The organism is Qipengyuania xiamenensis, assembly GCF_019711495.1.
Classification (GTDB): domain Bacteria; phylum Pseudomonadota; class Alphaproteobacteria; order Sphingomonadales; family Sphingomonadaceae; genus Qipengyuania; species Qipengyuania xiamenensis.
The window spans coordinates 133,334-155,835 of sequence record NZ_JAIGNM010000001.1 but is presented as its reverse complement, the minus strand read 5'-3'; the positions used below and the strand labels follow the sequence as shown (position 1 = coordinate 155,835).

The window sequence follows — 22,502 nt, the reverse complement described above, 5'->3', positions numbered from 1 at the left end:
GCCAAACTCAAAGCGCCGACACGAGGTTATTCTCCACCGCTTGTGGAGAAAATTCACTCCTCGGCAGGCGCCGCAATCTTCCGGCGGGTGTCACGGATGGTCGACCATGCGCCATAGACGATGAGCGCACCAAGGAAGACCCAGACCCAGACGGGAATGTTCTCACCCGCGATCGCGAGATAGATGTAGGCCGACACGAAGAAGAAACCCGCCAGCATGGTCGGCAGCACGGTCGACTGCCCCGCCCTCGCCCGCTTCACCAGCCATGCGATGGACGCGAGGAAAAACGGGATGGCACCGATGTAGATGCCCCCGAAAATGTAAGGGTTCACGCCATATTCGGCGCCGAGCGAGAGAAACCAGTGATTGAATTCGGCAAGCATGCCCGATCTTTCGTTAGCTGAGCGCGGAAGGTTACAGCAGCTTCTCGATATCCTTGGCGATCGCCGCCGGCGCATCGGCCGGACCGTAACGCTTCACGACATTGCCTTCGCGGTCGATCAGGAATTTCGTGAAGTTCCACTTGATCGATTTCGATCCCATCAATCCGGGAGCTTCGGATTTCATCCAGTCGAACAGCGGGCTCGCGCCATCGCCATTGACTTCGACCTTCTGCATCAGCGGAAAGGTCAGGCCGAAATTGACCTTGCAGAACTGCTCGATCTCGCCCGCATCGCCAGGTTCCTGCCCGCCGAACTGGTTGCAGGGGAATGCCATGACCTCGAAGCCCTGGTCCTTGTAGTCCTGAAACAGCTTTTCGAGACCATCATACTGCGGCGTGAAACCGCATTTGCTGGCAGTGTTCACGACCAGCAGGACCTTGCCGAGTTTCTCTTTCAGGTCGAGTTCGTCGCCCTTGTTCGTGGCAACGGTGAAATCAGCGATGGTTGTCATTCGGCGGCGTCCTTGCGGCGGTAGATGAGGTCGAAATAGTCGGCCCAGGTCAGGCCCTGATTTTTGCTGGCCTGTCCGTGTTGGCGCACGCTGCCGTCTTCGCGCAAGCTATATGTCATTCGCACGAGCAAAGGCGTTCCATCCTGCGCCTTGCCCCAATAGCCGGTGAGGATCATCTTGCCCTCGACTGCGCCGCCGTCGAAGAAGACTCGGCCCGGTTGTCCGCCGACCCATAACTGGTGCCATCCCTCGGTTTCGGGATCATAGGCAGACAGGCTCGTCCCGCTGCGCCCTGTGAGAGGCATCCACGTCTCGCGGATCGCGCAGCCGGCGCTGACTTTCTCGATCCGGCTGTCGGCCACCTTGTCGGGGGTGTCTTGAGCATTGGGATAGACGTCCCACTCTCCGACCCAGAAATCGAAGGCCTCGTAGTGCGCCCCCTCGCATGAGGGCGGCGGCGCTGGCGGCGTGGCCGGTGCGTCGGCAGCGGCAGTTTGCGCTATGAGAAGTGCGATCGATGCTAACGACATGAAAAATCCTCCCGCAGCCTGCCTAAACCGGCCACGGGAGGATCGCCAATGTCATTCTGCGGGCAGCAGACAGCAGGCTACGAGCGCGGGAAATCGTCCCTTTTCGAAAGTTCTTCAATTTCGCCGACCCGGTATTCACGGTCGCCGGCTTTTTCGATGTAATAATCCTTCCGCTCTGCCTCGGGCATCAGCATCATGTGGCTGATGAGTTCGGCGAAGGTGCCGCTGCGCAGCCCCTTGGCGCCGTCTAGCACCCCGTCGCCGTCACCAACGTGATGGAGCGAGGCCCGATCGTCCCACTGAATTCCCGGGCGGTTGCAGCCCTCGCCCTTGTATGTGCTCGGATGGTCGGTCATGCAAAATCCTCCTTTTGCCTGACCAACGGTCGAAACCCCGTCCGGGTCCGCTATTCGAGCACACCATCGTGCAATCGCACGACGCGGTCCATACGCGCTGCCAGTCGCTCGTTATGGGTTGCGATCAGTGCGGCACTGCCTTCGCCCCGGACAAGCGCGAGGAACTGTTCCAGAACGCGATCCGAGGTCGCTTCGTCGAGATTGCCGGTGGGCTCGTCGGCGAGGACAAGATCGGGACGGTTGGCAAGGCCGCGGGCCACGGCAACGCGCTGCTGCTCGCCGCCGGATAGCTGGCTTGGGCGATGATCGAGCCTGTGCCCCAGCCCCAGGGCGGTAAGCAATTCTTCTGCCCGCTCTTCCGCTTCCTTGCGCGGTTTACCCGCAACCAACTGCGGAAGAACGACATTTTCGCGCGCGTCGAAGTCGGGCAGCAGATGGTGGAACTGGTATACGAAGCCAAGGTGATCTCGTCGCAGCGTTGTGCGCGCATTCGCGTCGCTCTTTTCCGCCGAATGCCCCGCAATAACGATTTCGCCGCCAAAGCCGCCTTCAAGCAAACCCACCGCCTGCAAAAGCGTGGACTTGCCCGAACCGGAGGGGCCGAGCAGAGCGACGATTTCTCCCGGCATGATGTCGAGATCGACGCCGCGCAGGACGTCGATCCGCACGCCGCCCTGTTCGAAGCTGCGGGTCAGACCGCGCAGTTCGACGACGGGGTTGAGATGTGCATTACTCATAGCGCAGCACCTGTACCGGATCGGTGCTCGCCGCCTTGAGCGCAGGATAGAGCGTGGCAAGGAAGCTCATCACGAGCGCGAGGCCAACGATCATGGCGATTTCGACGGGATCGGCCTTGGCGGGAATGGTGCTCAGGAAACGCACCTGCGGGTCCCACAGCTCGGCACCGGTTAGCCAACCGATGAACTTCACGATCTGCTCGCGGAAAGCGAGCACCAGCGCACCGAGTATCAGCCCCGCGATCGTTCCTAGCGCTCCAACGGTGAAGCCGGTCGTCACAAAGATCTTTGTGAGGCTGCGCCTCGTCGCGCCCATCGTCCGCATGATCGCGATATCCCGCGTCTTTGCGCGCACCAGCATTACAAGGCTCGAAAGAATATTAAACGCAGCAACCAGAACCATGAAACTCAAAGCAAAAGCCATTGCCGCGCGCTCGACCTCGAGAGCTTCGAACAAGGTCGAATTGATGGTCTTCCAGTCGCGGACCACCGCCCTTCCAGCCAGCTTTTGCTGGACGGGGGCAAGGATCTCGCCGACCTTGTCGGGATCGGTCACCTGGACTTCGATCATGCCGATGGTGTCGCCAGTCAGCAGCAGGGTCTGCGCGTCCTGCATGGGCATGACAACGAAAGCGCCGTCGTAATCGTAGACGCCGACCTCGAAGATTGCGGCCACTTCGTAACCGACCTGTCGCGGCACGGTGCCGAAAGGTGTCGTCCGACCTTGAGGATTGATGATCGTGATCGTGTCACCGACCCTTGCACCGATATTCTCGGCGAGGCGAATGCCGATAGCGACCTTGCTCGCGCCCGGTTGCAGGGCGTCCATATTGCCGCTCTTCACCTTCTCGCCCAGCTCGCGAATATCCTGCTGGGTGTTGCCGCGCAGCAGGATCGCCTCAACGCGGCCGTTGAAAGTGGTGAGCAGCGGCTGTTCGATCAGTGGAGAAGCCTCGGTGACACCGGGTGTCTGCTTGACCTCCTGAAGGACGTTTTCCCAGTCATCCATACGGCCACCGTAAGCCTGCACGATCGCGTGGCCGTTCAGGCCCACGATCTTGTCGAGCAATTCGGCGCGGAAGCCGTTCATCACGCTCATCACGATGACCAGCATGGCGACCGAGAGCATGACGACGGTGATGGAAATGCCGGCAACCAGCGCGATAAATGCCTCGCTCCTGCCCGGAAGCAGGTAGCGTTTCGCGATGGTCCGTTCGAAAGGTGAAAGCAGCAAGGCGACCCTTGGGTGAGAGTGTCCGTTGGGCCAAGCGTTTAGGCACGGAATTCTGGCGGCGCAATGAATGGCTGAGAAATCTCCCCCACGGCGCACCGCACAAGCCTTGTAATCGGACCGTAATATCGCCATTGGGGCGCCATTCGGTTGGCAGCGCGGACACCACCACTGTGAATAGCGACCTCGGGAATTGCACCCACCCCTTCCTCGATGAAGATGGCGACAAGCTGCGCGAAGAGTGCGGCGTCTTCGGTGCGATCAACGCAACCGATGCGGCGGCCGCCACGGCATTGGGTCTACACGCCCTCCAGCATCGCGGACAGGAAGCCGCCGGGATTATCGCCTGGGACGGCGCCGAATTCCGCGCCCGCCGTGGTCTCGGCCATGTAGCGGAAAACTTCTCGTCTTCGGAGGCGATCGCCGAGCTGCCCGGGCACATGGCTGCGGGCCACGTCCGCTATTCGACCACCGGCGGTGCCGGCTTGCGCAACGTGCAGCCGCTCTATGCCGACCTTGCGAGCGGCGGTTTCGCGGTCGCGCACAACGGCAACATCTCGAACGCGGGCACGCTGCGCCAGGAGCTTGTCCAGCGCGGTGCGATTTTCCAGTCGACCTCGGATACGGAGGTCATCATCCACCTCGTTGCGACGAGCCGGTACCCGACCATCATGGACCGCCTCATCGATGCCCTGCGCCTCCTCGAAGGTGCTTATGCGCTGATCGTGATGACGCCCGAGGGCATGATCGCTTGCCGCGACCCGCTCGGCATCCGCCCGCTGGTTATGGGCAAGTTCGGCGATGCGACTCTCTTCGCCAGCGAAAGCGTAGCTTTCGACGTAGTCGGTGCGGAAATGGTCCGCGAAGTCGAACCGGGCGAACTGATCCGCGTCGATTTCGACGGCAATGTCGATTCGCTCCATCCCTTCGGCAACCACTCGCCCCGCCCCTGCATCTTCGAGCACGTCTATTTCAGCCGTCCGGACAGCTTTTTCGCAGGCCGCAGCGTTTACGAAGCGCGCAAGGCGATCGGTGTCGAACTCGCGCGCGAAAATCCTATCGAGGCCGACCTCGTGGTGCCGGTCCCCGACAGCGGCGTACCTGCCGCCATCGGCTACGCGCAGGAAGCGGGTATCCCCTTCGAACTCGGCATCATCCGCTCGCACTATGTCGGGCGCACTTTCATCCAGCCTTCCGACGGTGCCCGCCACGCCGGAGTGAAGCGCAAGCACAACGCCAACCGCAGTCTTGTCGAAGGCAAGCGTATCGTCCTGATCGACGACTCGATCGTGCGCGGCACCACCTCGCTCCAGATCGTGGAAATGATGCGCGATGCCGGTGCCAAGGAAGTGCACTTCCGCGTCGCCAGCCCGCCGACCGCACACAGCTGCTTCTACGGTGTCGACACGCCCGAACGCAGCAAGCTGCTTGCAGCGCGGATGGACGTCGAGCCGATGCGCGAATTCATCAAGGCCGACAGCCTTGCCTTCGTCTCGATCGACGGCCTCTACCGCGCAGTCGGTGAAAAGCCTCGCAAGGCATCATGCCCGCAATTCTGCGACGCCTGTTTCACGGGCGACTACCCCACTTCCCTGACCGATCTTTCGCGGCGCGAGGACAAGCAGAAGCAACTTGCGCTGCCGGTCGACAAGGTAGCCTGACATGACCAAACCTCTCGACGGTAAACTCGCCCTGGTGACGGGCGCGAGCAAGGGCATCGGCGCCGCCACTGCCAAGGCACTGGCAGAGGCCGGTGCGCATGTCGTGCTGACCGGACGTGACGTGCGTTCGCTCGAAAAGGTCGAGGACGCGATCCACGAAGTCGGCGGTGCCTCCACCATCGCCCCTGTCGATCTCGGTGAAAGCGACGGGATCGCCCGTCTCGCATCCGCAATCGCCGGACGTTGGGACAAGCTCGATTACCTCGTGATTTCGGCAGCATACCTGCCGACGCTGAGCCCCGTGACCCAGATCGATGGCAAGCAGTTCAGCCAGGCGGTTACCACCAACCTGCTCGCCACGCAGGCGCTCCTGGCGAATTTCGATCCGCTCCTGAAGCGAGCCGAGGCTGGCCGTGTCATCGGCCTTACCAGCAGCGTAGGTAATGAACCGAGGGCGTATTGGTCGGCCTATGGCGCTACCAAGGCTGCGTTCGACAATTTGCTCGATTCCTATGCGCAGGAAGTCGAAAAGATCGGCAACGTTCGCGTTGCCAATATCGATCCCGGCGCCACGCGAACCGCGATGCGTGCAAAGGCCTATCCCGGCGAAGACCCGCAGACGGTCAAGCCGCCGGAAGATGTCGCAGCCCGCATCGTCGAGCTGCTCGTTAACGATTTCCCCACCCGCCACCGAGAGCGGGTCGAAGGGTAAGTTAACCCTACATCGTGACCAATTCTTAATCCCGAACCGCGACATTCACCCGATATCGCGCGCCCGTCCCTATGGTGCGTGATCTGATGGATCGGATCAGGGCAGAGGTCTCGAAATATGAACTACCAGACGCAGGATCGCTATCTGACGGCAGCGCAGGAAGACCGTTGCGCGCCGCGGACCAAGCTCACCATTCCCGGACAGCTGCGCGCCAGTGGCGGACGCGCTTTCCAGACCGTAGTCCACGATCTTTCGATCTCGGGTTTCTCCGCAGCAGCCATCAACCGCATGCATGAAGGCCAGATGTGCTGGCTGACCCTGCCCGGTCTCGAATCGCTGCAGGCACAGGTCGTGTGGTGGGAAAACTGCCTCGTCGGCTGCGCATTCAGCGAACTTCTCTCGCCGATCGTGCACGACAACATTCTCGCCCGCTACAGCGGCGAAGGCGCTTACCGCCCCTACTGAACCCGCGAGTTAAGGCGGCGACACCGACAGTCTTGGCGGCGGCCTGATGGGCCTGGCCTGAACCTTGTCCGGATGGCTCGTCGTCGGTGGCGGTGCGCCCTCGCGGCCTCCGCCACCACTCGTATCCGGACCTGACTATTTGGCGTTCATCGCGATCTGGCGCACCAGCGCCTGAAATGCCGCGCGGTTGTCAGAGCTGGTCGCGGTGGGCCAGTTGCTCACGGCAGCGACCACGAGATTCTGGCTCGGGACGATGGTAATCGCCTGGCCGAAAATTCCCTGCGCGCCGTAAATACCGCCCGGGTAGGTCCACCACTGATACCCGTAGCCGTAGCCCGGTGCCCTGGAACCGAACTCCACGATCGGCGAGCCTGCGGTGGAAAACCACCCGTCGGTGACCACCCCGTCACCGCCCTCGAGGACGAATTGCCCGAATCGCGCGTAGTCGGACAGGCGCAATGAAATGCAGCAACCGCCGATGTTGCGCCCCGTGAGGTCCTGCATCCAGAACATGCCGCCTTCGAAACCTGCGGGCTCGACAATTTTCTCTGCCGCATAGGCGGCCAGCGACTTGCCCGTCGCCTCTTCCACGATCAGGCCGAGAAGGTTCGTTTCGAGGGTCTTGTAGACCCACTTTTCGCCGGCAGGCGCCTCGCGCTTCAAGGTTCGGGCATAGGTGACTGCCTGCGATTCCCCGGCGACCGGGGTGATGGCGAGCATCTTGGCGACGTCGCTGCCTGGATCGGTGTAGTCCTCGTTCCAGGCGACGCCGGAAGTCATGGAAGCGATTTGCCCGACGCTGACCCCGTCGTAGGCAGTCCCCGCGAGCGCGGGAATGATCTCGGTCACGGGCTGGTCGACGCTCGCGATGTACCCATCGTCAATCGCCGCACCGAGAAGCGTCGATGTAAAGCTCTTGGCGACGGAGAAGCTCGTCCAGCGATGGTCGGCATCGAAACCGAGACCGTATTCCTCGAAAACGACATTGCCGTCCTTGAGGACCATCAGGCCCGAGACTGCCGTGTCCGCCATGAACTCGCGTGCCTGTGCGGCGCTAGCTGCATCGAGAGAAGTGCCCTCGTCCAGCGAACGCGTATGGTTTGCAGGGGCGACTTCAAGTCCCGGAAAGAGCGACTCCATGTCGCGGAATGCGGCCGAGCGGCGATCGTCGGTCCAGAACAAGACATTATCGGAAGGTTCGAGGCTCGCCGGCGTCTCCGGCATGCTCTGGGTCACTGCCGGAGCTGGGAGCGACGAGCCTTCTGCATAGCTGCCTGCGCAACCGGCCAGCGCAATCGCCAGCGTAGAGACCAAAATTGCGCGCACCCTCATTCTCCCTCTTTCACCAGTGTTACCTGGTGGACATCGATCCCGCCACCTCGGAAACCGCCTTCGCAATACATCAGATAGTAGCGCCACAGATCGCAGAACCGCGCATCGAAGCCGGGCGGCAGGCGACCACCCTTCTCCGCCGCATCGAACCTCTCACGCCAGATGCGCAGGGTTTCCGCATAGTCGAGACCGAAGTCCTTCTGCTCCTCCCATGACAGGCCGCGTTCTTCTGCCAGTTTGCGAAACTCGCTGGTGCGGATCAGTAACCCACCCGGAAAGATGTAGGCTTGGATAAAATCGGCGCTTTTCGCATATTCGTCGAACAGCTCGTCGCGCATCGAGATGTACTGGATGGCAGCGCGGCCGCCTGCGCGCAGGTTGCGCGCGATGCAGTCCATGAACGTGGGCCAGTACTCGCGACCCAGCGCCTCGACCATTTCCACGCTGGCAATGGCATCGTAACGTCCTGCGGTGTCGCGATAGTCCTGCTTGCGGAAATCGATATCGCCTGACTGGTGCGCCCTTGCCCAAGCAAGCTGCTCGTCGGACAGGCTGATGGCGGTCACGTGGCTGCCCCGACCGGCAAGATAGCCGGCAAGCGCTCCCCAACCGCAGCCGATCTCCAGAATGTTGTCGGGATCGCCGATCCGCTCGCCAAGCGCTTCCCACTTCCGGCGCTGTGCAGCTTCAAGCGGATCTTCACCAACTTCGAGAGCCGAGGAATAGCTCATCGTGGGATCGAGCCATGCCTGGTAGAAATCGTTGCCTAGGTCGTAATGCGCGGAGATGTTCTTCTGCGCGCCCTTGTGCGTATTGCGGTTGAACAGGTGCGCCAGCTTCAGCGTGCGGCGGAATGGTCCCTTGGCACGCGCCGTGTTGCCGAGACGCTCTGCGTGCTGCATGAACAGGGCGAAGAGCGGCACGGGATCGGGGCTCGACCATTCACCCGCTTCCCACCCCTGATAGAGGCCGACCGATCCGTTCGTCGCGATGCGGACCAGCGCCTTGTAGCTGTGCAGTTCGAAAACGCATTCGAAGCCTGGAGCCCGCCCGCCTAGAATGCGCGGGGTGCCGTCCGGAAGGACGCCATGGATCGTGCCGGTGACCAGCGCATCGTCGATGCGGGCAAGCATCTTCTCGACGCTCGGCGCGAACAATCGGGCAAGCAGGCCCGGCTTGCGCGCAAAGGGTTTCGAACCTTCGACAAGATCGCGTCCGCGCTGGCTGGTCTGCATGTCCATGCGACTGCCTATGCCGCGCACGAGTGAGCGCGACAAGTCCGCTACGTCTTGCTTGCCCGATATGCTTCCAGAGCCCGTTCGCGTGCTTCCTTGTGGCCGATTATCTTCACCGGATAGTCGCCGCGTTTGTCATCGGGCGGATCGTGGATGCAGTCGTCCGACAGATCGGCGAGTTCGGGCACATACTCGCGAATGTAGTCGGCAGCATCGAACTTCTCGCTCTGGGTGAGCGGCGCCATGATGCGGCTGAACATGTTGCTGTCGACCCCGGTGCCGGAGATCCACTGCCAGTTCACCCCGTTATTGCCGTAATCGGCATCGACAAGGCAGTCCCAGTACCACTGCTCTCCGAAGCGCCAGTCGATCAACAGGTGCTTCACGAGGAAGCTCGCCGCGATCATACGCACGCGGTTGTGCATCCAGCCCGTCTGCCACAGCTGACGCATGCCGGCATCGACGATCGGGTAGCCGGTCATTCCCTTCTGCCAGCACTTGAGATCTTGCTCGATCAGATGCCCGGCATTGGGGTTCCGCCAGAGCGTCCGCTCGTCATAGTCGCGATAGCTCTCGCGCGGATAATCCGGGAACTGGTCGATGACGTTCTGGGCATAGTCGCGCCAGATGATCTCCTTGGCATAGGTTTTCCACCCGTCGGAGCGCTTGTCCTTGAGCTTGTGCCAGACCTGTGCAGGGCTGATCTCACCCCAGTGGAGGTGCGGCGACAGCTGCGATGTGAGGTCTTCGGACGGCAGGTTCCTGCCCTCGTCATACTCGGCCACGCGATCGGTCCACCATTCGAGCCGGTCATGCGCAGCTGCCTCGCCGAATTCCCAGAAGTCGCGGATACCTCCGGCCCAGTCGGGCTTGCTCGGGAGCAGTTCCCAATCCTCCAGATCATCGCTTTCCGGCCACTCGTCGGGGGAAGAGAACGTCTCCGGCTCTCCCAGCACATCGCGCGGCGGCATCACCTCGAGCATCGCTTTCGAGAAAGGCGTGTAGATCTTGTATGGATCGCCGGACCCGGTGGTCACCGAACCGGGCGGAAGCAGGTAGTTGCCGTCATAGAGGCACAGCTTGCGGTCTTCCCCGAGCGCGTCCTTCAGCTCGTCTTCGGCTTCCTTCCACCATGGTTCATAGTGGCGCATCGCGTGGATGCAGGTCGCACCGACCTCGTCGGCAATGGCGGCGAGGATCTGCGGTGAATCCCCTTTGCGAAGGACGACTTTCGAACGGCGAGCGCCAAGGCTCTTGCCGAAGCTTTCAAGCGAATAGTGCAACCATACCAGCGAGGCACCGCCATAGGCGTGATCGCCTGCGCGATCCTGGTCGAGGATGAATACGGGAATGACGGGACCGGCCTTGGCCGCTGCATGAAGTGCGGGCTGGTCGGCCAAGCGAAGATCACGTCGCAACCAGACGATTTGGGGAGAACTCATGCGCACCTAACCGCTGCGCTACTCGCTCGGTTCCGTCTTGATCCCTTCGCAGACGTCCTGGGGCAGTTCGACCTCGAACTGGCCGGTTGCCCGCGGGTCGGAGAACCGCGCATCCTGCAGCCAGAGCGACCCGTCTTTCTTGGGGACGATGTAGGGCGTTCGCGCCCAGAAGAGAAACGCGTCGATTTCGCTGTCGGCCGCACGTGCCGAAGCCAGATCGCAACGGTCGAGCGGGACACCCGGGAAGGTGGTCTCGCCGTTCATCGTGTAGAGGCCGTTGCCACCCGTGATGAGATCGCGCTCCCACGACCACAGCGGCGGAGGGCTGGCGATCACGATTTCGGTGCCGGTGGGACTATCGGTCACTGCCCGTTCTGCCATGCCGGTCAGAACACCTTGGAATGCGATGTAGAGCGCGGAAACGGTCAAGGCCACGCGAGCAGGCCGCTTCCACTCCCCGCCCCGCTTCTCGCGCCGCAGCGAGAACCACGTGGCGATCCCCATCAGGGCCCACAGCCAGAGATCGATGATGAACAGCGTATCACCGTAAAACCACTGGCTGCTGAACGGTTCGAGCAGGCGGATGCCGTAGACGTTGAGCCAGTCGAGCGCCGGATGCGTCAGGCATCCGATGAAGCTCAGCAGGAAAAGCCATTTGAAGCTGACCGGCAGACGGCCTTCGGGCCGCTTGCCGCGGCTCGCCTGCCATCGGTCTAAGCCATAGAGCAAACCGGCAAGTATCAGCGGCAGCAATACAAGTGCAGGCGGACCATGTGTGATCCCGCGCCGAAAGCCGAGGTGTTCCACGCCTTCGAGCCAGAAGAGGCAAGCCGCATCCACATCGGGCAGGTTCGCCCCGATGATGAGCGCGGGCATCGCCAGCCCGGTCTTCTTCTTGAGCCCCGCCTGCCCGATCAATGCGCCGACAAGCGAATGGGTTAGATTGTCCAGGCGACCTCTCCTTCGAGGAAATATCCGCATCCCCGTGCGTTGCGTTCGAACCCTTCTAGAGGAATTTTCGTGCCACTCGCCAGCCTAAAGACATATATCCACCGCGAACAAAGACTGCTTATCGGCCTCGTGATCGGTGCTGCGCTTGCCTCTGGCTTCATCAAGCTTGCCGGCGAGATGACGGAGGGCGAGACACAAGCTTTCGACGTGGCATTCCTCAAGGCACTGCGCGTGGATGGCGATCTGGCTTCGCCACTGGGACCTAGCTGGCTCCTGTCCACCATGCGCGACCTGACGGCGCTGGGCGGCGTGACGGTACTGACGCTCGTTGCCGTACTCGCCGTCGCCTTCCTGCTGACCCGCGGGCGCATCCGGCAGGCGTTCTACACTGCGCTGGCGACCGGAGGTGGTGCGATCTTCGGCAAGATTCTCAAGAGCCTCTTCGCGCGCGAGCGGCCCGAGGTCGTGCCACATCTGGTGGAAGTCCACTCGCTCAGCTTCCCGAGCGGCGACTCGATGAACAGCGCCATCGTCTACCTGACGCTGGCCGTCATGCTGTCACGCACTTTCGAAGACCGCAGGTCGCGGATTTTCGTCATCGGCGTCGCTGCGCTGCTGGTGCTGACGATCGGCTTCACGCGGCTTTATCTTGGCGTTCACTACCCGACCGACGTCCTCGGCGGCTGGACGGTCGGTGCGACCTGGGCGCTAGCAATGGGCCTGATCGCAACCCGGCTGCAGGAAGATCGCAAGATGGAACAGCCGGTCGAGAACCCGGACTGATCTAGAAACAGACCGAACCATCGGCCTTCTCGGACCCGGAAGAAAGATCGAGACGATCTCCGTAGTGCGCGACGACAAAGCTGGGCAGGCATGGACGCCCATGGGTCATGTCTTCCTTCCACTGGACGAAAACATACCCGTTAGCGGTCGGCTCGAGGACCGCCACGAAGCGCCCCGGAAGCACACGAGATACCGAATGTCCGGCAATCATGCGGAAGCGCAGATAATCGCCGTAAACGTCCCCACCACGAGCCTTACGCAGCAGTGCGTGATTGCGTGGAGGCTCGGCGCCCAGATAGCGAACAATCTCGCCCTTCTGGATGAGGATGCTCGCGCCCAGGCAAATGGAATTTTCGTCCGGATCAGGCGGACAGTAATATCCGTCGTAATCCGCAGGGTCGTCATGCAATTCGAAGACCGCCGCGAATACTTCGGGCTCGTCGCTTTCTTCGGTGTCGGTCGCCCCGGTCGCGCTGGCAGCAAACATCGCTGCGGCGAGAACGGGGAATAACCGCATCAGACCGGATCTTGCGCCGTGCCGCTGACGGTCCAGGTCTGGCCCTTGCCGAGCAGCTTGGCGAGATTGGCCTCCTTGCCCTCGCTAGCTTTCTTGCGTTCGGCGATGACCGCATCCTCGAAGGTCGGACGCGGATCGTCGTAGAGCACACCGAGTGCCATCGGGAACGGGCCGAAGGGCATTTCGATCAGCATGTGGGCGACCGAGCGGTTGGTGACGTCGTGGACGATCACGCCGGCCGCTTCCCAGTCGCCATCGGTCACATCGACGACTTCGAGGCTGAGCGTTTCGCGGTTCAATGCGATGCCCTTGGTATCATTGGCGAACAGCATTGGCTTGCCTTCTTCCAGCCATAGCTGGCGATCCTCGGCGCCCTTCGGCGCGGCGAAGTCGTTGAAGACATCCTTGTTGTAGACGATGCAGTTCTGGAAGATCTCGATGAAGGCCGCGCCCTTGTGCGCGTGGGCCGCCTTGAGAACATCGGGCAGGTTCTTCGACACGTCGAAGCCGCGGCCGATGAAGCGCGCACCGCTGCCCAGCGCGAATGCTGCCGGGCGGGCGGGATGGTCGTAGCTGCCGATCGGGGTCGAGGGCGACTTGGTACCCTCGCGGCTGGTCGGCGAGGCCTGGCCCTTGGTGAGACCATAAATCTCGTTGTTGAACAGCATGATCTGCATGTTCACGTTGCGGCGCAGGACATGCATCAGGTGGTTGCCACCGATGGAAAGGCCATCGCCGTCACCCGTCACCAGCCACACGTCGAGGTCCGGATTGGCGAGCTTTGCGCCGGTGGCGAAAGCAGGCGCGCGGCCGTGGATCGTGTGGAAGCCGTAGCTCTCGATGTAATAGGGGAAGCGGCTCGAGCAGCCGATGCCGCTGATGAATACCGTGTTTGCAGGGTCTGCACCCAGCTGCGGCAACGTGCGCTGCACGGCCTTGAGGATCGCATAGTCCCCGCAACCCGGGCACCAGCGGACTTCCTGGTCGGTTTCCCAGTCCTTCAGAGTGGTTTCGATCTTGGCGGGAGCGTTCATTTCGCGCCTCCTTCCGTGCTGGGAAGCTGCTGGTCGTTGGCGGGTACCTGCCCGCCTTCGTTACCCGGGATGTCGTCGAAGAACTTGCCAATCTCCGCTTCGAGTTCGGCGATCTGGAACGGCTGGCCGCTGGTCTTGGTCAGCGGCTGTGCATCGACGAGGAACTGGTCGCGAAGGACAGTCTTGAACTGGCCGGTATTCATTTCCGGCACGAGCACGTGATCGAAGCTCTTGAGCAATTCGCCCATGTTCTTCGGCATCGGCCAGATGTGGCGCACGTGGATGTGGCTAACATCCATGCCCTTGGCGCGGCAATTGTCGACTGCGCGGTGGATCGGACCGAAGGTCGAGCCCCAGCCAACCACGGCCAGCTTGCCCGAAGTCTCGCCGAGGCAGACCTCCTGATCAGGCACGACGATATTGTCGACCTTCGACTTGCGCAGGTCGGTCATGCGCTGGTGGTTGTCGGGAGAGTAGTCGATATTCCCCGTCAGCTCGTGCTTCTCGATGCCGCCGATGCGGTGCATCATGCCGGGCGTGCCGGGCTTGATCCACGGACGCGCACCCTTTTCGTTGCGCTTGTAAGGAAGAAGCTGCTCGCTGCGTGGTTCGGTGAGGAACTGCGCCGGGAAAGGCTCGTAATCGGCCGGGTTGGGCACCTTCCAAGGTTCGGCGGCATTGGCGATATAGCCGTCGGTCAGCAGCATCACCGGGGTCATGTATTCGACCGCGATGCGGCAGGCTTCGATGGCCACCTCGAATGCATCCGAAGGGCTGCGCGCAGCGATCACCGGCATGGGTGCATCGCCATTGCGGCCATAGACCGCCTGGTAGAGGTCGCTCTGCTCGGTCTTGGTCGGCAGGCCGGTCGACGGCCCGCCGCGCTGCGAGTTGACGATCACAAGTGGAAGCTCGGTCATGATACCGAGGCCGATAGCTTCGGTCTTGAGCGCTATACCGGGACCCGACGAGCTGGTAACGCCCAGCTGGCCCGCATAGCTCGCACCGATCGCTGCGCAGATCGCGGCGATCTCGTCTTCCGCCTGGAAGGTCGTGACGCCGAATTCTTTCAAGCGCGCGAGGTGGTGGAGGATCGCCGAGGCCGGCGTGATCGGATAGCCACCGAAGAACATGGGCAGTTCGGCAAGCTGCGCACCGGCGACGAGGCCGAGGCTGACCGCCTCTGCGCCCGTTACGGTGCGGTAAAGGCCCGGCGCGCTGGGAACGGGGTCGACATGGACCTGCTTGAGCGGCCCTGCCAGCTCGGCAGTCTCTCCATAGGCATGACCGGCATCGAGCGCCGCGATATTCGCGTCAGCGATCTCGGGCTTGGACTTGAACTTCTGCTTCAGCCAGTCGTGGATCGGTTCGCGCGGACGGTCGAACATCCACAGCGCAAGGCCCAGCGTCCACATGTTCTTAGAACGCAACGCATCCTTGTTGCCGAGACCGAAGGGCTTCACCGCTTCGATGGTCTTTTCGCTGATATCGAAGGCAAGCACGTCGAACTTGGCGAGGCTGCCGTCTTCCAGCGGATTGGCTTCGTAATGAGCCTTGTCGAGGTTACGCTTCGTGAAGGCGCCGGTGTCGGCGATGATCAGGCCGCCGGGCTTCAGCGCGGCGAGGTTCACCTTGAGCGCCGCCGGGTTCATAGCCACGAGCACGTCGGGCGCGTCGCCAGCGGTGTTGATCTCGCGGCTGCCGAAATTGATCTGGAATGCGGAGACACCGAACAGCGTGCCTTGCGGCGCACGGATTTCGGCGGGGAAATCCGGGAAGGTCGCAAGATCGTTGCCCGCCAAGGCGGTGGAGAGGGTGAACTGCCCCCCTGTGAGCTGCATGCCGTCACCCGAGTCGCCGGCAAATCGCACGACGATCGCTTCGGGGGATGCGGGGAGGCCGTCTTGCGGCAGGCTGGCGGCTGTTGCCATCCGGTCAATTCCTTGTCGCGCGCCAATGCGGCGCTGTCTCTCGGGGAGCGCCACCTAGGACCCGCCCCTCTCTCTCGCAATGAAGTTTCTCTGCTAGCGGTAAAAAGCGCAGTGGAAAAGCGGGCGCGAGCCGGTTAGTCCCTTTTTGCAACGAAAGGGAGAGAGACCATGGCCGATACCGAACACTTCGTACGCGACGATGTACGCGCCTTTCTCGACATGCTGGAGGCCATGGGCGGCCAGGGCGTAGAGGAAGTCGGCGCCGAGGAAGGCCGCACCCAGATGAAGACTCTGGGCGCGCTTGCCGAAGCACCGGCCCGCGATCTCGCCGTGGTGAAAGACCTCACCTGCCCCGGTCCCGCAGGCGAAATCCCGCTGCGCTTCTACGATGCGAAAGAAACCCGCGAGGCAGGGCCGTGCGTGGTTTTCATCCATGGCGGCGGCTTCGTCATCGGCGATGTCGAGGTCTACAACTCGTTGTGCACCGAAATCGCCTACCGGCTCGACTTGCCGGTCGTCTCGGTCGAATACCGCCTCGCGCCCGAACACCCCTTCCCCGCCGCACCCGACGATTGCGAGGCTGCCGCGCGCTGGATTGCCTCTTCCCCCAAGGAACTGGGCCGCGAAATCAGCGGGCTCGTCATCACAGGCGATAGCGCGGGCGGCAATCTCACGATCGTCACCACCAACCAGCTGGTCAACGATCCTGCCGATGTCCCCGTCATCGTGCAGGCACCGATCTATCCGGTCGCGAGCGATGTGAGCCAGCATTCCAGCCTCAAGCATTTCGCCGAAGGATTCCTGCTGACTGCAGCCAGCATGGCGTGGTTCACCGACCAATATGGCGGTGATGCGAGCGATCCACGCCACACGCCGATGGTCGGCGATTGCTCGAATACTCCGCCGACCGTCGTGTGCACGGCCGGGCTCGATCCCCTGCGCGATTCCGGGCGCGAATATGCCGCGCACCTCATCCAGCAGGGCACCGAGGTGGTTTATCTCGAATTTCCCGGTATCATTCATGGCTTTACGACGCTTAGGAAGGCTATGCCCAGCGGGCAGAAGGATCTCGACGCCTTCCTCGATGCAGTCGAATTGATGGTGGAGCGCTATAAGTGAATGAACTCGGATACCGGCCCTGTGTCGGCGTGATGCTGGTCAACAACGAGGGCCGTGTCTTCGTCGGTCGCCGGATCGACAATCGCGAAGGCGACTGGTGGCAGATGCCCCAGGGCGGCGTCGACGAGGGCGAAGACCTCAAGGAAGCCGCGATGCGCGAACTCGCAGAGGAAACGGGCGCAAAGGCCGATCATGTCTCGCTGGTCGGCCAGACCCGCGAACCGATCCGCTACGACCTGCCCGAGGAACTGATGGGCAAGCTCTGGGGCGGGAAATACCGCGGGCAGGAGCAGATCTGGTTCCTCGCCCGCTTTTCAGGCGCGGACGCGGATATCGACCTCGAAGCGCACGATCCGCCCGAGTTCTGCGACTGGAAATGGGTCGACGCCGAGCAGCTGCCCGAACTCATCGTGCCGTTCAAGAAACGGGTGTACCGCGCGGTCCTCGAAGAGTTCCGCGAACTGGTCTGACCGGCCTTAGTTCGACTGCGGAGCGGCTGCGTCCGGCACATTTGCCTCGGCAGTCACGATTTCGGCGCGCTCGCCAACCGCAATAGCGTTGGCGAGACCGCGCGTTTCGGGGCAGCTTTCGCCACACAGCGACTGGACCTTGGCAAGGCTCAGGCGAGCTTTTTCAAGAGCGCCCTTTTCGGCCAGCGCTTCGCCCTCGCCCGCAATGGCCGCGAGGTTGTCGGGATCGCGGGCCAGAGCCTCGCGGTAATAACGGATCGCCTTGCCCTGCAGTTCGTCTTCGCGGGCAGCGTCGGCGAGATGGAGGAAGATCGGCGTGTAGCCCGGATCGACCGTCAGTGCAGCTTCGAACGCGTCGATTGCGCCCTGCGTGTCTCCGGATGCGAGAGCGGTCTTGCCTTCGGCGATCAGCATGGCTGCGCGCGGTGCCGGATCGCGTTCCTGTCCGACACTTACGCTAGCGGTCATGGCAAGAGCCAGTGAAAGGGCAGCGGCGGCAGGTGCAAAACGCATTATCGTCTCCGGTAGCGATCTCTTCGCGGAAGGCTGATCTTTAGCCATAAGCAAAAAGCTATCACGATCTACCTGCACGGGCGATGAAAAATCCGTCCGTGCCGTCATGGTACGGTGTCAGACGAGTCCCGTTCCCGCGCGGCGAACCGACCGGAAGTTCGAATTGCTGCGCAGTAAAGTCCTGATGCCGCTCGAGAAATGCATCGAACTGAGCTGCGCCCTCTTCGTCCAGAAGCGAGCAAGTCACATAGATGAGGCGTCCGCCGGGTTTCACCAGACGCGCTGCCAAGTCGAGAATTTCGGCTTGGAGTGCGGTTAATCTTGAAAGTTCACCCTCATCAAGCCGCCAGCGGGCCTCCGGGTTGCGACGCCAGGTGCCGGTGCCCGAACAGGGCGCATCGATCATGACCGCATCGGCCAGCCCTTCGAGATCGGAAAGTGCCTCGAACTCGCGCTTCGGGTCGAGCAGGCGGGTCTCGATATTGGTCGCACCGGCGCGTTCGGCACGCGGTGCGAGGCGCGAGAGCCGGTTGCGGTCGGTATCGGAAGCGACCAGCTTGCCAAGATTGTCCATTGCAGCAGCCAGTGCGAGCGTCTTGCCCCCTCCCCCGGCACACAGGTCGATCACGGTTTCACCCGGCTGAGCACCGACGGCAAGGCAGGCGAGCTGCGAACCGGTGTCCTGAACCTCGAACTTGCCTTCACGCCATTCGGGCCATTGCTCCACCTGAGTGCCAGGCTCCAGCCTGAGACCGTTAGGGGCATCGGTGTTCGCCGCTTCGACCGGCAGGACCAGCGTTCCGCGTTCGGCCTTGAGGGTGTTTACGCGCAGGTCGAGCGGTGCACGGCCCAGCAGTGCGTCGGCCTCGGGGCCAGCAATATCGGATTTGGCGAGCCGGTCACTCAGCCAGACGGGCGCTACACCGCCGTCGGCAGGCGCTTCGCCTTGCCCAATCGTCTGGGGACCATAGTTCGAACCATCGAAGAGTGGCGCAATGCTCTCGTCGGTTTCCGCGAGCCTCAGCATGGCGGCGCGGCCGCTCGGTGGGACCGGCCCGCAGGCACGGATTGCAGAGAACACCAGCTCGCGGATTGCGCGGCGATCCTTGGAGCCGGCGAAGCGGTTGTTGCGAAACCAGTCGGCGAGGATCCGGTCGGCAGGTGCGCCTTTCGACTTCGCCGCCTCGATGATCGCATCGAGCAGCTCGATCGAGGTCTGGACACGTGCAGCGGGTGTCATCGGCCCCGGCTCCGGTCAGCGCGTCGGATAGTTCGGCGCCTCGCGGGTGATCGACACATCGTGGACGTGGCTCTCGGTGAGGCCTGCGTTGGTGATGCGAACGAACTGCGCGCGCTTGCGCAGGTCTTCGATCGTGGCGCTGCCGGTATAGCCCATGGCCGCCTTGATACCGCCGACGAGCTGGTGAACGACCGCTGCTGCAGGGCCCTTGTAGGGCACCTGGCCTTCGATGCCTTCCGGCACGAGCTTCTGCTGTGACACGTCGGCCTGGAAATAGCGGTCGGCACTGCCGCGCGCCATCGCGCCCACGCTGCCCATGCCGCGGTAGCTCTTGTAGCTGCGGCCCTGATAGATGAAGGTGTCGCCCGGAGCTTCCTCGGTACCGGCAAGCATGGAGCCGACCATGATGCTGGAAGCACCTGCCGCCAGCGCCTTGGCAGCATCGCCGCTGGTACGAAGGCCGCCATCGCCGATGACCGGCACGCCATGCTTCTCGGCAGCTTCGACGCTGTCCATGATCGCGGTAAGCTGCGGCACACCGACACCTGCGACGACGCGCGTGGTGCAGATCGAGCCCGGACCGATGCCGACCTTCACTGCGTCCGCACCTGCGCCGCACAGTGCCTTGGTCGCTTCGCCGGTCGCGACGTTGCCCGCGATGACCTGCACCGAGTTCGAGAGCTTCTTGACCCGCTCGACAGCCTTGGAGACTTCCTTGTTGTGGCCGTGTGCCGTGTCGATGACGACGACGTCCACGCCCGCATCGATCAGCGCCTCGGTACGCTCGAAGCCCTTGTCCCCTACGGTCGTTGCCGCAGCAACACGCAGGCGGCCCTGCTCGTCCTTGGTGGCGTGCGGATAGGCGACGGCCTTCTCGATGTCCTTGACGGTAATGAGGCCGACGCAGCGACCGCCATCGTCGACCACCAGCAGCTTCTCGATCCGGCGCTGGTGCAGGAGGCGACGCGCTTCTTCCTGGCCGGTGCCGAGCGGCACGGTGGCAAGGTTCTCGGTCGTCATCAATTCGCTGACGGGCTGGTTCGGATTCTCGGCAAAGCGCACGTCGCGGTTGGTGAGGATGCCAGCCAGCTTGCCGCTGCGGTCGGTGACGGGAATGCCGCTGATGCGATTGGCGGTCATGATCTGCTGCGCATCGCCCAGCGTCGCATCGGGATGGATTGTAATCGGGTTCACCACCATGCCGCTTTCATAGCGTTTCACAGCGCGAACCGCAGCAGCCTGCTCGTCCACCTCAAAGTTGCGGTGAAGGACACCGATACCGCCCAGCTGCGCCATGGCGATCGCCATGTCGGCCTCGGTCACCGTGTCCATTGCAGACGAGATGACGGGAATGTTGAGCTCGATCTCGCGCGTCAGCCGCGTGGCGGTGTTCGCCATCGAGGGAAGGATATCGCTCTCGGCCGGACGCAGGAGAACGTCGTCGAAAGTAAGACCGAGGGGAATGTCGAGATGTGCCACGTGGAGAATCGCCTGCCGGGGTGAAATGTGGCGGCCCATGTAACGACGGTTTGTGAAACTAGCTAGTGCCTCTCGGAATTCCGCCGAATCCAGCCTACTCCGCAGTCCACCCGCCATCGACGCTCCAGTTGGCGCCGTTCACATTTTGCGCCTCGTCGCGGCACAGGAATGCGGCCAATGCGCCGATTTCCTCGGGCTGGACGAACTTCTTGGTCGCTTGTTTCACGAGCAGTACGTCGTTGATGACTTCCTCGCGCGTCATGCCGCGGGCTTTCATCGTGTCGGGGATCTGGCCCTCGATCAGCGGGGTCCAGACGTAGCCGGGGCTGATGCAGTTCGCGGTCACGCCGAATTCGGCGAGTTCGAGCGCGATGGTCTTGGTGAAACCGTCCACCCCGTGCTTGGTCGCATTGTAGGCGCTCTTGAAGGGCGAAGCGACCTTCGAGTGCGCGCTGGCGGTATTGATGATGCGGCCCCAGCCCCGCGCTTTCATGCCGGGCACGACGAGCCGCGTGCAATGAAACACTGCCGAGAGGTTCAGCGCGACGATCTTGTCCCATTTATCGAGCGGGAAATCCTCGACCGGCGAAACATGCTGCATGCCGGCATTGTTGACCAGAATGTCGATGTCGCCCGCCTCGGCCATCATCTGCTCGACCTGGCCCACGTCGGTAAGGTCCGCACCCGAATGCGTCGCGCCCAGTTCCTCGCACAGCGCAGCGATTTCAGCCTCGTCTCCGAAGCCGTTGAGGACGACCTTCGCGCCTTCTCCGACAAGCGACCTTGCGATGGCTAGACCAATGCCGCTGGTCGATCCGGTAACAAGTGCGCGCTTTCCTTCGAGAAACATTTGGCTCTCCGAGCGTTAGGGATACAATCGACCACGGCCATCGCGCACATGCGCGGTTCTGTAAAGCGGCCAATGATGGGGGAATACGATGCGTCTCAATCCGTTCAATAGCGATAACATCAAGGTCCGTTCGAGCGGTGGCGGGGGCGGCGTCGGTAAGGCCGGCGGGATTGGCTGCGGCACCATTGTCCTCGCTGCCATCGGATATTTCGCTTTCGGCCTCGACCCCATGCAGACGATCTCGACCGTCGAGAGTGTACAGCAGACCGGCCAACAATCCGCCCCGGCAAGCACCAACGAGCAGGAAATCTGCAATTCGAGCGAATATGCGCTCGAGGCCTGCAACGGCCTGCAGTCGCTCAACCAGACATGGGCGCGCGTTTTCCAGGAAGAGGGCCTTGGCGACCGCTTCAAGCAGCCCACACTCGATCTCTTCCGCAATGGCCGCGTAACGACCAACGGCTGCGGCAGCGCGACCTCGGCCTCGGGGCCGTTCTACTGCCCTGCCGACCAGACGATTTACATCGACACCAGCTTCTACGACCAGCTCGCTCGCATGGCCGGCAATCGCGGGGACTTCGCGCGCTATTACGTCCTCGCGCATGAATACGGTCATCATATCCAGACGATTACCGGTATTTCGGGCCAGATCCGCAGCGCCCAGCAGAGCGCCAGCAGGACGCAGGCGAACCAGCTCCAGGTCCGCATGGAACTGCAGGCCGATTGCTATGCCGGTGTCTGGGCGGGCCGGAACCGCAATTTGATCGAGCCCGGCGATATCGAGGAAGGCATGCAGGCAGCCGCCGCCATCGGCGATGACCGGCTTACGGGCGGGCGCGTATCGTCCGAGAATTTCACCCACGGCACCAGCGCCCAGCGCAGCCAGGCACTGCGCCTCGGCCTGCAGGGTAACGACAAGGCCTGCGACGAGATCACCGTGGTTCGCTAGACCCACCGCAGAAACGAAAAAAGGGGCGCGACCAGCGATGGCCGCGCCCCTTCCTTTTGACGTCCGGGAAA

At 62.5% G+C, this 22,502-nt stretch carries 24 protein-coding genes; 7 read left to right on the top strand and 17 right to left on the bottom strand.

Translation table 11 applies throughout. The features are described 5' to 3' along the window. Positions 1-53: 53 nt before the first annotated feature. From K3165_RS00815 to K3165_RS00790, 6 genes are all read right to left on the bottom strand, one after another. Positions 54-383 (bottom strand): hypothetical protein, encoded by a 330-nt coding sequence (locus tag K3165_RS00815; protein WP_221546985.1) that lies wholly within the window; start codon positions 381-383, stop codon positions 54-56. Positions 384-414: 31 nt separating this feature from the next. Then, the gene (locus K3165_RS00810) at positions 415-894 is read right to left on the bottom strand and encodes a glutathione peroxidase (protein ID WP_221546984.1); all 480 of its coding nucleotides are present in this window, start codon (positions 892-894) and stop codon (positions 415-417) included. Then, on the bottom strand, positions 891-1,424 hold the full coding sequence (locus K3165_RS00805; protein ID WP_247713847.1) for a hypothetical protein: 534 nt from the start codon (positions 1,422-1,424) through the stop codon (positions 891-893). Before K3165_RS00805 ends, K3165_RS00810 begins: the two co-directional genes overlap by 4 nt. Positions 1,425-1,501: 77 nt before the next feature. After that, positions 1,502-1,780 (bottom strand): hypothetical protein, encoded by a 279-nt coding sequence (locus K3165_RS00800; protein ID WP_221546983.1) that lies wholly within the window; start codon positions 1,778-1,780, stop codon positions 1,502-1,504. A 50-nt stretch (positions 1,781-1,830) separates the two neighbouring features. Further along, complete coding sequence (locus tag K3165_RS00795) at positions 1,831-2,517, bottom strand: ABC transporter ATP-binding protein (protein ID WP_221546982.1); 687 nt, start codon at positions 2,515-2,517, stop codon at positions 1,831-1,833. After that, positions 2,510-3,751: a lipoprotein-releasing ABC transporter permease subunit gene (locus tag K3165_RS00790; RefSeq protein ID WP_221546981.1), complete on the bottom strand. Its 1,242-nt coding sequence runs from the start codon at positions 3,749-3,751 to the stop codon at positions 2,510-2,512. The genes K3165_RS00795 and K3165_RS00790 overlap by 8 nt, the downstream gene beginning before the upstream one ends. 170 nt (positions 3,752-3,921) lie before the next feature. Between K3165_RS00790 and purF the strand changes: the two genes are divergently transcribed. The 3 genes from purF to K3165_RS00775 all read left to right on the top strand — a co-directional run bounded on the left by purF (position 3,922) and on the right by K3165_RS00775 (position 6,586). Next, complete coding sequence (purF, locus tag K3165_RS00785; protein ID WP_221546980.1) at positions 3,922-5,409, top strand: amidophosphoribosyltransferase; 1,488 nt, start codon at positions 3,922-3,924, stop codon at positions 5,407-5,409. 1 nt (position 5,410) lies between these two features. Beyond that, complete coding sequence (locus tag K3165_RS00780; RefSeq protein ID WP_221546979.1) at positions 5,411-6,121, top strand: SDR family NAD(P)-dependent oxidoreductase; 711 nt, start codon at positions 5,411-5,413, stop codon at positions 6,119-6,121. Positions 6,122-6,238: 117 nt separating this feature from the next. Beyond that, positions 6,239-6,586: a PilZ domain-containing protein gene (locus K3165_RS00775; protein WP_221431037.1), complete on the top strand. Its 348-nt coding sequence runs from the start codon at positions 6,239-6,241 to the stop codon at positions 6,584-6,586. Between the two features lie 135 nt (positions 6,587-6,721). Here K3165_RS00775 and K3165_RS00770 read toward each other — a convergent pair whose 3' ends face one another. The 4 genes from K3165_RS00770 to K3165_RS00755 are packed head-to-tail and all read right to left on the bottom strand — an operon-like array spanning position 6,722 to position 11,576. Continuing rightward, a complete protein-coding gene (locus K3165_RS00770; RefSeq protein ID WP_221546978.1) occupies positions 6,722-7,918 on the bottom strand; it encodes a serine hydrolase domain-containing protein in 1,197 nt (398 codons plus the stop codon). Then, complete coding sequence (locus K3165_RS00765; RefSeq protein WP_221546977.1) at positions 7,915-9,159, bottom strand: SAM-dependent methyltransferase; 1,245 nt, start codon at positions 9,157-9,159, stop codon at positions 7,915-7,917. Before K3165_RS00765 ends, K3165_RS00770 begins: the two co-directional genes overlap by 4 nt. Positions 9,160-9,200: 41 nt before the next feature. After that, positions 9,201-10,595 carry a cryptochrome/photolyase family protein gene (locus tag K3165_RS00760; RefSeq protein ID WP_221546976.1) on the bottom strand — a complete coding sequence of 465 codons (1,395 nt, stop codon included), beginning with the start codon at positions 10,593-10,595 and terminating at the stop codon, positions 9,201-9,203. A gap of 18 nt (positions 10,596-10,613) precedes the next feature. Beyond that, positions 10,614-11,576: a metal-dependent hydrolase gene (locus K3165_RS00755; protein WP_282098649.1), complete on the bottom strand. Its 963-nt coding sequence runs from the start codon at positions 11,574-11,576 to the stop codon at positions 10,614-10,616. A 39-nt stretch (positions 11,577-11,615) separates the two neighbouring features. Here K3165_RS00755 and K3165_RS00750 point away from each other — a divergent pair, with 39 nt between their 5' ends. Continuing rightward, entirely contained in the window at positions 11,616-12,329 is a 714-nt protein-coding gene (locus K3165_RS00750; RefSeq protein ID WP_221546975.1) for a phosphatase PAP2 family protein, read from the top strand. Between the two features lies 1 nt (position 12,330). On the opposite strand, the gene K3165_RS00745 is transcribed toward K3165_RS00750, so the two are convergent. Genes K3165_RS00745 through K3165_RS00735 form a run of 3 tightly spaced genes read right to left on the bottom strand, consistent with a single transcriptional unit; the run spans position 12,331 to position 15,811 of the window. Beyond that, the gene (locus K3165_RS00745; protein ID WP_221546974.1) at positions 12,331-12,846 is read right to left on the bottom strand and encodes a hypothetical protein; all 516 of its coding nucleotides are present in this window, start codon (positions 12,844-12,846) and stop codon (positions 12,331-12,333) included. Next, positions 12,846-13,880 carry a 2-oxoacid:ferredoxin oxidoreductase subunit beta gene (locus K3165_RS00740; protein WP_221546973.1) on the bottom strand — a complete coding sequence of 345 codons (1,035 nt, stop codon included), beginning with the start codon at positions 13,878-13,880 and terminating at the stop codon, positions 12,846-12,848. The genes K3165_RS00745 and K3165_RS00740 overlap by 1 nt, the downstream gene beginning before the upstream one ends. Next, entirely contained in the window at positions 13,877-15,811 is a 1,935-nt protein-coding gene (locus K3165_RS00735; protein WP_221546972.1) for a 2-oxoacid:acceptor oxidoreductase subunit alpha, read from the bottom strand. The genes K3165_RS00740 and K3165_RS00735 overlap by 4 nt, the downstream gene beginning before the upstream one ends. Before the next feature lie 168 nt (positions 15,812-15,979). On the opposite strand from K3165_RS00735, the gene K3165_RS00730 reads away from it, so the two are divergent. Together K3165_RS00730 and K3165_RS00725 are read left to right on the top strand one after the other, a co-directional pair. Then, positions 15,980-16,930 carry an alpha/beta hydrolase gene (locus tag K3165_RS00730; RefSeq protein ID WP_221546971.1) on the top strand — a complete coding sequence of 317 codons (951 nt, stop codon included), beginning with the start codon at positions 15,980-15,982 and terminating at the stop codon, positions 16,928-16,930. Between the two features lie 32 nt (positions 16,931-16,962). Further along, positions 16,963-17,400, top strand: a complete 438-nt coding sequence (locus tag K3165_RS00725) for an RNA pyrophosphohydrolase (RefSeq protein ID WP_247713924.1) — start codon at positions 16,963-16,965, stop codon at positions 17,398-17,400. A 6-nt stretch (positions 17,401-17,406) separates the two neighbouring features. On the opposite strand, the gene K3165_RS00720 is transcribed toward K3165_RS00725, so the two are convergent. From K3165_RS00720 to K3165_RS00705, 4 genes are all read right to left on the bottom strand, one after another. After that, positions 17,407-17,868, bottom strand: a complete 462-nt coding sequence (locus K3165_RS00720) for a tetratricopeptide repeat protein (RefSeq protein ID WP_247713844.1) — start codon at positions 17,866-17,868, stop codon at positions 17,407-17,409. Between the two features lie 106 nt (positions 17,869-17,974). Then, entirely contained in the window at positions 17,975-19,153 is a 1,179-nt protein-coding gene (locus K3165_RS00715; RefSeq protein WP_221546968.1) for an RsmB/NOP family class I SAM-dependent RNA methyltransferase, read from the bottom strand. Between the two features lie 15 nt (positions 19,154-19,168). Continuing rightward, positions 19,169-20,671: an IMP dehydrogenase gene (gene guaB, locus K3165_RS00710; protein ID WP_221546967.1), complete on the bottom strand. Its 1,503-nt coding sequence runs from the start codon at positions 20,669-20,671 to the stop codon at positions 19,169-19,171. Positions 20,672-20,726: 55 nt separating this feature from the next. Next, positions 20,727-21,482 carry a 3-hydroxybutyrate dehydrogenase gene (locus K3165_RS00705; protein ID WP_221546966.1) on the bottom strand — a complete coding sequence of 252 codons (756 nt, stop codon included), beginning with the start codon at positions 21,480-21,482 and terminating at the stop codon, positions 20,727-20,729. Positions 21,483-21,570: 88 nt separating this feature from the next. On the opposite strand from K3165_RS00705, the gene ypfJ reads away from it, so the two are divergent. After that, the gene (gene ypfJ / locus K3165_RS00700) at positions 21,571-22,431 is read left to right on the top strand and encodes a KPN_02809 family neutral zinc metallopeptidase (protein ID WP_221546965.1); all 861 of its coding nucleotides are present in this window, start codon (positions 21,571-21,573) and stop codon (positions 22,429-22,431) included. The last annotated feature ends 71 nt before the right edge of the window (positions 22,432-22,502 follow it).